The sequence below is a fragment of the Vicinamibacteria bacterium genome (assembly GCA_035620555.1).
Classification (GTDB): domain Bacteria; phylum Acidobacteriota; class Vicinamibacteria; order Marinacidobacterales; family SMYC01; genus DASPGQ01.
This window is the reverse complement of record DASPGQ010000425.1, coordinates 1-10,000: the sequence shown is the minus strand read 5'-3', so window position 1 is coordinate 10,000 and position 10,000 is coordinate 1. Positions and strand designations below refer to the sequence as shown.

8 protein-coding genes are annotated in these 10,000 nt (G+C 62.4%); 3 read left to right on the top strand and 5 right to left on the bottom strand.

Features of this window, described 5'->3' with window-relative positions; all coding sequences use genetic code 11:
* The 3 genes from VEK15_17470 to VEK15_17460 form a co-directional block, all read right to left on the bottom strand.
* Positions 1 to 618 (bottom strand): carboxypeptidase regulatory-like domain-containing protein (locus VEK15_17470; GenBank protein HXV62494.1); only part of this gene is annotated, 618 nt, incomplete at its 3' end.
* Positions 619 to 1,553: 935 nt separating this feature from the next.
* Positions 1,554 to 2,360, bottom strand: a complete 807-nt coding sequence (locus tag VEK15_17465; protein ID HXV62493.1) for a rhodanese-like domain-containing protein — start codon at positions 2,358 to 2,360, stop codon at positions 1,554 to 1,556.
* A gap of 157 nt (positions 2,361 to 2,517) precedes the next feature.
* On the bottom strand, positions 2,518 to 2,997 hold the full coding sequence (locus VEK15_17460) for a hypothetical protein (protein HXV62492.1): 480 nt from the start codon (positions 2,995 to 2,997) through the stop codon (positions 2,518 to 2,520).
* 462 nt (positions 2,998 to 3,459) lie between these two features.
* Between VEK15_17460 and VEK15_17455 the strand changes: the two genes are divergently transcribed.
* On the top strand, positions 3,460 to 4,050 hold the full coding sequence (locus VEK15_17455) for a hypothetical protein (GenBank protein ID HXV62491.1): 591 nt from the start codon (positions 3,460 to 3,462) through the stop codon (positions 4,048 to 4,050).
* A 14-nt stretch (positions 4,051 to 4,064) separates the two neighbouring features.
* Here the strand turns inward: VEK15_17455 and VEK15_17450 are convergent, their stop codons facing one another.
* The gene (locus VEK15_17450) at positions 4,065 to 5,732 is read right to left on the bottom strand and encodes a SpoIIE family protein phosphatase (GenBank protein ID HXV62490.1); all 1,668 of its coding nucleotides are present in this window, start codon (positions 5,730 to 5,732) and stop codon (positions 4,065 to 4,067) included.
* 670 nt (positions 5,733 to 6,402) lie between these two features.
* On the opposite strand from VEK15_17450, the gene VEK15_17445 reads away from it, so the two are divergent.
* Together VEK15_17445 and VEK15_17440 are read left to right on the top strand one after the other, a co-directional pair.
* On the top strand, positions 6,403 to 8,532 hold the full coding sequence (locus VEK15_17445) for a TonB-dependent receptor (protein ID HXV62489.1): 2,130 nt from the start codon (positions 6,403 to 6,405) through the stop codon (positions 8,530 to 8,532).
* Between the two features lie 355 nt (positions 8,533 to 8,887).
* Entirely contained in the window at positions 8,888 to 9,262 is a 375-nt protein-coding gene (locus tag VEK15_17440) for a hypothetical protein (GenBank protein HXV62488.1), read from the top strand.
* A gap of 36 nt (positions 9,263 to 9,298) precedes the next feature.
* Here the strand turns inward: VEK15_17440 and VEK15_17435 are convergent.
* Positions 9,299 to 10,000: PP2C family protein-serine/threonine phosphatase (locus VEK15_17435; GenBank protein ID HXV62487.1), on the bottom strand; the 702-nt coding region annotated here is incomplete at its 5' end.

The window sequence follows — 10,000 nt, the reverse complement described above, 5'->3', positions numbered from 1 at the left end:
AAAGGCGTTGCGAGCGTTGAGAGACTCGTCGGTGAAGTCCATACCAAACTGCCCATTGAAATCTTGCTCGCCTGGCTTCGTGGTGATTTCGATGCGGCGCGATCCTGGCTCGGGGAACTCCGCCGAGAAAGGGTCCACGCTGATTCGGATGACGTCAATCGCCTCCAGGGGTGGAATGTTGCGTTTTTCTCGAAATCCGTTGACGTAGATGACGACCTCATCGGGCTGGGCAGGCGAACCGGCCATGTGGAGAAGCTGGTTGACCAGATCCCGCGGATTGCTCGGCAGTCCTCGGAGCTCCTCCCCCGAGAGGGTTATCAAGGAGTTACCCGGCGCGATCGATAGACCGCTCTCGGACGAAACGTCGATTCGCTCCGTGACGTGAACTGTCAGGGTGACGGTGATCTCACGGCGGGAGTCTCCGGCAAGTTGCACCTCTTCCGCGAACGGGGCGAACCCGTGGGCCGATACCAGAAGCGTATAGGATCCGGGCGCCACGCGCGCCCGGTACGTTCTCCCGGAAATATCCGCCACATGATTCTCCCCGCCTTCCGCTTGAAGGAGTACATACGCATTAGGAATCAGAGCTCCCGTCTGGTCGAGGATCGTGACCTCCACCACGCTGGACGCTCTCGCCGGCGGCTTCGTCGCTCGCGGCGACGGTGTTGGCGCCTCGGCCGGCGGGGGTGTCGCGGGTCGTGGCGCTGGCGGCGGCTGGGGTTGCGCTTCCGGCGGTGGGGGCAGCGTTGGTCGAGGAACGGGGGTCGGCTGGGGTTGCGCTTCCGGTTGAGGGGGGGTCGCGGGTCGTGGCGCTGGCGTTGGCCGCGGTTGTGTTTCCGGCGGTGGGGCTGGCGTTGGTTGTGGCTCTGGCGGCGGCTGGGCTCTTGGTTGCGTTCGTGGTTGCGGTTGAGTGGGCTCGACCGTCACCTCCGCCTCTTTCGCCGGGGGCGCGTTCGCGCGTCTCGTCGCGTCCAGATCGACGGCAGCCTTGAGCAGAACCCATTTCTTGCCAGCAAGCGTGGTCACCCGCACCGACCGCTCGAGGACTTCGACCTGTTGCACCTCACTTCTCGCCCCGTCCGCCAGCACAAGCCAATCCCCTGAGGCAACGTGGGCGCTTCCAAAGAGCGCGAACAAAGCAAGGGCGGTCCTCATTTCCTCGTGATTCTAATCAACGGGTAACGAAGAACTGCGCGCCAGCCCACGTCCGTCCTCGTGACCAAAGCGGTGCGACCGACGACGAGCGGCACTGAGATGATTCGGACCTGTCCTCTGCTCAAGCGTGATTTCTGACGATCATACCCCGTGGGCTCTCACAGAAGCGACTCGAAGGCCTCCGGGAGCTATGGGAACGCCATTGTCGCGCTTGGGCGATAACCCGATCCGTAAGAGAAGTCACATGATTCGAGATCTCGTCATTTCACTTGCCGGACCCTCTTACCGGCCCGAGGGCTCGACCGCCGAGAATTCAATGGGACGGGTTCAGCCGTGGCCAATCTTTGAGATTCGACGTGCTGGAGATCGCAGTGGTGCGGTGGGCGAGCTGAACCGGCTCAGGCACTCCCGACTTGCCTCTCCATGAGCTCGCCCAGCATTTTCAGATGGCTTTTTTCCTGATCGGCGAGCTCGAGGAGAACACTCGACGTGGAATCGTCCGCGCTGTGCTGGCCAAAACGCAGAAAGAGATCGAGCGCCTGGGTCTCGAGCATCATCGCGTAGCTCAAGATGTCCTCGACGGTGCTCGTTCTGGGCTGGATGGATTCCAGGATCTCATCCGGGTTGAGGCCGCCTTCCATCACCTCGCGTGAAGCCTGTTCTTCCAGGCTCTCCATCGTGGCGACCTCGCCGCCATGCGCCCGGTACAGGTCGTAGATCGCTCGTTTGTGATCGACCTCGAGCTCGGAAAGCTCCTGGAACAGCCGAGCCGCATCGGGGTTCGTGACCGCCTGGCTCAATCGCTCATAGAACACCCGCATCGTTTCTTCCATGCCGAAGATGATCGTCAGCATCTCGGCGGGCGTCTCCTTGCCGGAGATGAGCCCGAGGTTGGCCTCGACCGGTCCCCGAGCAACCTCGCCCTGCCAGGCCTTGATGCCGCCCGCGAGGTTATAGACCTCTTTGAACCCTCGCCCCGAGAGCAGTTGCGCAGCAGCCCGGCTGCGCCCACCCACGGCTCAGTAGACCACGAGCGGCTTGTCGCGGTCGAGCTCTTCTAGCCGGCTCGGCAGATTCGGGAGAGGAACGAGTACGGCTCCCGGGAGATGAGCCTGTTCGTACTCGCCCGGCTGACGGACGTCGAGCAAAGTGAACTCCTGCTCCTTGTGCTCCGCCAGGAAACGGCGAGCCTCGTCCGCTTCCATGTTCTTCGCCGGAATGAAATAGTCTTTGAAACCCATGGATGCGACCACCTCCGTTGTTCAGATCTTGCGAGGATGACGCGAGCTCGATCATACGGGCCGGCCTATGCAACTCGAGCCAGCCAGCGGGCCAAATTTAACCCCGATCGCAGGGTGGAATCTAGCGAGCGAGCATGCGACGGCCGGCGACGTCATCCTCGAACGCGAAGAGGGGGACGGCATTGCCCGGATTCAGCGGGTCGACGTTGTCTGGATATAAAGCGCCCGAGAATCGTCCGTCCAATTCCATGAACGTCGGATCGAACTCGATGACGAAGTCGACCACGGCAATCCCTTGATCGTCGAAGTCGAAGTTCGCTACCTTCATCGCGATCGCCCGCCGCCCGCTGCGCTCCCACACGCCCTGGGACGAGCCGAACTGGAACTCGCCTTCCGCCGAGCTGTTCAGAAACACGTTCCCGTCGACCGAGATCGTGAGGAACTCCCGCGTTCCCGTTTCCTGTTCCACCACGAAGTACGTGCCGGCGACTCGCCGGGCGAACGCAGGGTTGTCCTTGTCCGCATCCGCTCGAGCTAGCCCGCCAATCACCGCGAGCGCGGCGACGAAGGCCATTGCTGCGAGTCGGTACTTGATTCTCATGTCGTTTCCTCCCGGTTCATTTCGTCCATGGACTTGGAAGTACCCATGGATCGTGTAGCTTTTGTACGAAGAAGAGCGAGGGGGGCGCTTTCTCGGATAAAACCGTCGACCGACTCGCTATCTAGCACACGCCCAAAGCGGGGAACAAGTGAATTCGAGCCGGTATCGAATTCGAGTGGCCGCCAGTTGTGGAGCCTAGCGAGACAGGGCGTCCGGTGAGCGTCGGCTCGGCGTGTACGTCACTTCCACCAGTTCTTCGGGGAGCTTTCGTTCGAGGAAGAAAGGGTTCCTGCTTTATGATTTCAGGTCGACTGGCCTGACGCCGAGCGTTCTCCTCTCGAGGGGCGAGGCAGGCGAGAACGAATCGCATCGTTCGGCTTGGGCGAGCTCGACCGGCTCCACTCCCCCCGGGGGCTCGTCGGACTTCGAAGGCAGAAACAAACCAAGAAGGGGAGGATGAACATGACCGTGAACTTGCAGCAGCGATGGGTTTGGCTCGTGGGGATGCTGGCATTTGTTGTCGTTGGGGTCGGAGGAGCGGCAGCGGCGCAAGTTCCGGATGCCGACTGTTTCTCGGGAAACTGCGGAGGCAGCAAGGGCATACCGGAGTGTCCCAGAGGCTATGGCGAAGTGGGCCTCGTTCTGTACGCCAACAGCAAGGCCGACGCTCAGGAGAGCTGCGAAACGGTCGTCTCTTGTACCAACCTGGGCAAGAAAAGCGTCGAGGTCAACTGCCGGTTCTACACCGGATTCAATCCCATACCGGAGGGGGGCGACCGCACGGACGCGCTCTGCCACTCCGTAACACCCGACGTCGCCCCAGGCGACACGACGGAATGCGCTACGGACTCCACCGGGGACCCTCTCTTCCTGGCGGGCGGCATCTTTCTGGCGGGAGACGCGGATTGCCCGACGTTCGAAGGAAAGGGCCTGGTGTGCGTCGCCGGAGGAAAAGCAGACGACGTTCTCTGTCAGGCTCATCTCGTTTGCGGAAACGGCTCGGTCCTCGAGACAACCGAGATCGTGCGGACGAAGAAATCGAAGAAAGACTGACAGTTACTGGGTGGCTAGGACGGACCGAAACAGACGATCGTCAGGTCGTCGCTCTGAGGTTGGCCGTCTTGGAACGCCTCCACCGATCGGAGAAGCTCGTCCAGTGCGTCTTGCGGCGTGCCTTTCGATTTCCGAAGGGCGTCGTAGATCCGTTCGTCGCCGAACAGGTCTTCGTTCCGATTGAAAGCTTCGCTCAGACCATCGGTGAAGGCGAAGACGGTATCTCCCGGTTCCAGCTCGTAGGCGCTCGATCCGAGATCCAGATCCTTCGCGATCCCGAGGGGCATGGATCGCCTGGACTCCAATGGCTCGATCGCTCCGTTGCGGCGCCGAAGCAAAGGAGACAGATGCCCCGCATTCGCCAAGAGAAGCCGGTTGCGCGAAACATCCAGAGCGAAGAAAACGAGCGTGACGAACATGCCCTCGGTGAAATCACGATAGAGCGAGGCGTTGAGCATGCGCAGAATCTCCGCCGGATCGGTCTTGCCGGCCGAGAGGTAGCGAGCCTCGCTGCTGAGTTTCGCCATGCAGAGCGCGGCGGACACTCCCTTCCCGGAAACGTCGCCGAGCGCGATACCCGCTTGCCCTTCGGGCAAGCTCAGAAAATCGTAGTAGTCGCCACCGATATCGAGAGCGGAGCGATAGACCTCCCCGAATACGTAACCCGGGACTCGGGGCGTCTCACGCGGGAGGAAATGGCCCTGGATCTTTCGGGCAAGCAACAGATCCTTATCGAGCAATCGCCGTTTGAGCAGACTAGCATGTTTTCTCGCATTGGAGAGCGACAGTGCCGCCTGGCGGGCGATGGCGGTAAGCACGGCCATATCGTCCTTGACGAAGGGTTTCTCCGAGCCGTCTAGGTGAATGATGCCGAAGACATCGCCGCGAGCGATCATCGGCACGCAGACCACGGAACGAAGCTGCAACTTCGCGACCGTGTCCGAGCTGGAGAATCGCTCGTCGCTCATGGCGTCGGCGCTGAGAATTCCACGATGGTTCTCGATCGCGTCCCGCACCAGGGTGCGGCTCACCGCGATCTCCGCCGGTTCGCCCGATCGCGTCAGAGCCACCTTCGCACGGAGCTCGTCCTGGCCTGCTTCCGACAGCATGATGAACCCACGCTCGGCCTGGGGAAAGACCTCGAAGAGCTTGGTCACGATGAGCGTGAGGAGCGACTCCTCGTCGAGCATCTCGCCAATCGCTTCGCTGACCTCCAGGATGACTCGAAGTCGCTGCCGAGTGACCTCGAGCGAGTCCCGCCCGCTCGAAACCGTCGTCAGGAGCGAGGCGAGTTCCTGTTCCGCGTCCATTGCATCCAGGACCGGCTGCGCGCCCGTCTGGCCCGGCTCGCGAAAACGTACTTCGGGCACGATGAGACTGTCGTCGTCGGATCCATCCGCCAGGAGGAACTCGAGGCTCACGGCACCGAGCCCGATCCGATCGCCGTTTGCGAGGGCCGTAGGACCGGTGATGCCGACTCCGTTCACTGTCGTGCCGTTACCGCTTCCGAGATCGTGGATGTGGTAGATATTGCCGCGCCGACGCACTGCGGCGTGCTGCCGGGACACTGTCGGGTCGTAGAGGGCGAAATCGGGCGTGGACCCCCGGCCGATGACGATATCGTTGTCGAACTCGAAGGCTCTTCCGAACGCCTTTCCGCTCTCGATGAGAAGCTTTGGCATATCCCGCCGACCCGCTCAAAGAAAACTGTGCGAGCGCCATAGAGTATTCGACTCGCTCTTTCGGCGCAAACCTTGCGGGGGGATCGACCGCCACGCGAGCAGTCCTCGAAGACCGGGTTCTCGCCCAGGCCTGGAAGGCCGAATCGGATCGATACTCTGAAAATGCTCCGAGGTGCCGTCGCGGAGTATACTCCCATCGTGTTGCGCGCTTTGTTGGCTGTGCTTCTAATGGTTCTCGTTGTCACTTTGACCGCTTTCGATCCTCTCTTCTGTCCCGACGGCTGTGGCGATCAAGACGTTGGCTCCATCGGCTCTGGTGGAACTGATTGCGCTATCTGCCTGGGCCTCGGGCCAATCGCTGCTTCGCGTGAGCTCGTGCCCGTCGAGCTCCTTGGTGTTCCCCATCTAGAAACCGCGGCAACCACGATCGCTGCGGATCCTCGAGCGATCGAGCACCCTCCGAGAACGAGCTGATTCCCCTCTCTGGAGTTCAGTGCCGTGGCGGGACCCGTGATCGATCGTGCCGCCACGGCTCGGCTCGGGCTGTTTACGGCGCGGCCAGCGCGTCGGGCTCGCTCCGCTCGCACAGGGTGGGTTGAGTTTTTCGTCACCCTAAGAGTCCTGACCGTCCGTTTCTAGCGCCGTCATGGCATTACACGAAGGCTCGTCAATGTGGAGAAGAGTGCTCTTGTTCCTTGCGCTTGCTTCGCCGGCAAGCGCCACGGAGACCGTGCGCGTCGAAGTGAAGCACGGGGATCAGCCGCTGTCCGGAGCGAGCGTCATTGCGAACGGGAAAAGCTACCTGACCGATGGCGACGGGGTCGTCAGTTTTCCCGCGTCCCCCGGGTCGCTCGAGCTCGTCATCGCCAAGGATGGGTTTCTTCCCGTTACCACCTCGCTAGTCGTGGACGAAGGGAAGGTTCATCTCGTTGAAGTCCTGCTCGAGCAAAGCGTGACGCTTCAAGAAGAAATCACGGTCGTGGCCACCACTCGATCGGAACGGGGCATCGAAGAGCAGCCGATGCGCGTCGAGGTGCTCGGTCGTGAAGAGATCGAAGAGAAGATGCTCATGACCCCGGGGGACATCGTCATGATGCTGAACGAGATGGGTGGCATGCGCGTGGCGGCGACCTCTCCGTCGCTCGGTGCGGCGAGCGTCCGCATCCAGGGGATGCGCGGCCGCTACACGCAGTTTCTCTCCGACGGCCTGCCGCTCTACGGTGAGCAGCCGGGAGGCCTCGCGTTGCTCCAGATTCCTCCCATGGATTTGGGGCGGGTCGAAGTCATCAAGGGAGTCGCGTCTGCGCTCTACGGCGGAGGGGCCATGGGAGGAGTCGTCAACCTCCTCAGCCGCCGGCCGGGCGAAGAAGCCCAGCGAGAGATTCTCGTGAACGCCTCGACTCGGGGTGCGACCGATGCCGTGCTCTGGATCTCGTCGCCGCTTTCTCCCTTCTGGAGCTTCTCGCTTCTGGGAAGCGGGCACGGGCAAGACCGTGTGGACGTCGACGGCGATGCGTGGTCCGACATCGCGGGCCACGGACGTGGGGTCCTGAGGCCCCGTCTTTTCTGGGACGGAGGCGAGGGTCGAAGCTTCTTCGTGACGGCGGGCTTCACCTACGAGGATCGCACCGGAGGAACGTTGCCAGACTCCGTGCTCGAAGCGACGGGAGAACCTTACGAGGAGTCGCTCCTGACGCGGCGTTACGACGTGGGCGCTGTGGGGCAGACACTGCTCGGAGGCCGCTACCTTCTTACGGGGCGCGTCGCTGTCACCCGGGGGAACCATGATCATCTCTTCGGCGACACCCGCGAGCGAGATCGACACGATACCGCGTTCGCCGAGCTGACGTTGCGGGGAAGCGCCGGGGGTCATACCTGGATCGCCGGTGCCGCGTTCGAGCACGACGGCTACCGTCCCGAGGACGTCCCACGCTACGCCTATTCCTTCGGTACCATCGGCGCCTTCTTTCAGGACGACGTGGACGTGGCGGACTGGCTTGGCCTATCGCTCAGCGCTCGTCTCGATCGTCACAATGAGTACGGGACGTTCTTGAGTCCGCGTTTCTCCGCGCTCCTGCGTCAGGGACGATGGACCGGCCGCGTTTCCTTCGGAAGCGGCTTCTTCGCGCCAACGGCTCTGACCGAGGAAACCGAAGCGGCCGGATTGACTCGGTTGAGCATTCCCGGGCCGCTTTCGGCGGAGCGGGGCCGGAGCGTTTCTCTGGATGTGAGCCGTAACGACGGACCGCTTACGACCACGCTCACCCTCTTCGCCTCGAGGATCGACGAATCGATCCTGGTAGAGCGGTCGACCGACTATCTTCTTCGAAACGTCGACGGCGGCACCACGAACACCGGGGTCGAGATCCTGGCGACCTTCCGGCGTCCCCCATTCGCAGCGACCGGGACCTATACGTATGTGCGATCCATCGAGTCCGACGGCGGCCTGTCCCGAAATGTCGAATTGACGCCGCGACACAGCGCCGGTCTCGTCGCCATGCTCGAAGACGACGATGTGGGGCGTCTCGGCTTCGAGCTCTACTTCACTGGCGAACAAAGGCTCGAGGCCAATCCCTACCGTACTACCAGCGAGCCCTATGTGATCATCGGCATCCTCGCCGAGCGTCGCTTCGGCCGATTTCGGATCTTCGTGAACGGCGAGAATCTCACTAACTTCCGACAGTCCCGTTGGGGTCCGCTTCTGCGTCCGGAGCGAAACGTCGATGGGCGATGGACCGTCGACGCCTGGGCACCTCTCGAAGGTCGGGTCATCAATGGAGGCGTAAGGGTGGACTTCTGAATTGGGAAACCAATGCCCGGTGACCATGTGTTACGGGTTATAAGATCGGGACGTCTCGCACGAAATGCCGGATCAACGCGACACGGTGACCAGCAGCCGCGGCCCGTCATTCCCTGACAGTCAGTGCCATCGATGTCTTCACGTTCGTGTCATCCGAAGCGGGCGAGGACCTAGCTACCTCTTGTGTCGGGAGCCGACGCGCCCGCGATACCCGGCCCAGCCGGTTCTGAACTGTCCGGTCTTCCGCACCGGGCACCAAACAGACGACGACTCGAGAAATTAACGTTCCTCTTTCGATCTCGACGGCTTGACTAAGACTCGGCCACACCCTATGGATCCGGCGACAGGAGCCGCAATGCTCGAGAAGACGCGATTGAGCCTCTTTTACCTCGCTTCGTACCTCTGGCTCGGTGGAGTGGCGATGATCCTTTCGCCAACCCTGGCCGCCGAGCTTCTCCAGTCGAACGCCCACTACCCGCCGGTCATGCTGCGCGCGCTCGGCATGTTCATGATCGGGCTCGGCATCATCGTCGTGCAGATCATCCGTCACCGTCTCGACGTGCTGTACGCGACCACCGTCGTCGTGCGCCTGTTCTTCTGCCTTGGGCTTTTGGCGTTCTACATCTCGACGGGCGATCCATTCTTCCTGGTTTTGTTCGGCATCGTCGCCCTGGGCGTCGCCATCACCGGCGTGACTTATCTCGGCGAACGACAGAAGTTTCCGGTCTAACGGCGACGAAGGTGTCGCGACCCCGAAAACCGAGGCTCAGAGCTTCTTCAGGACCAGCACGGTGATGTCGTCGAACTGCGGCGCCGTGCCGGCGAACCGGTCGATCGCATCGAAGATACGGGACACCACGGCCTCGGCGGACTCTTTGGCGGACGATCGGACGATGTCGCAGAGGCGCGCCTCGCCAAATTCCTCGCCGGCTTCGTTCTGGGCCTCGGTCACGCCGTCCGAGAAGAGCGCCAGGCAGTCCCCGGGATCGAGTGAGAAGGTGGTGTCGGTGTAGGATTCGCCCTCGAGCAACCCAAGCGGTGTCCCCGTAGACTTGAGCCAGACCTCTTCGCCGTCGGCCCGCAGCAGCAGGCAGTCGGTGTGGCCGGCGCTCACGTAGCGTGCGGCGCCGCTCGAGGGTGTGAGCTCCACGAACGCCGCGGTGACGTACTTGTTGGCGGCGGTCGTGGCGAAGAGGAGGTTACTCGAATGCGCCGCGAGCTCGCTGAGAGAGGGCAGGCGTCCGAGAAGTGCGCGCAGCGTGGCCTGCATGTTGCTCATCAGCAGCGCCGCGGGCAAGCCCTTTCCCGACACGTCGGCCACGCACAGCAGCACCCGGGGCTCGCCACTCGAATCGCGTGCCGGGAGCGCATCGTAATAATCGCCGCCGCACTGACGTGCCGGCCGGTTCTTCACCGCGACGTCGTAGCCCCCCTCTGCGAGAAGTGGTGGAAGCTCGGAGGGGAAGAG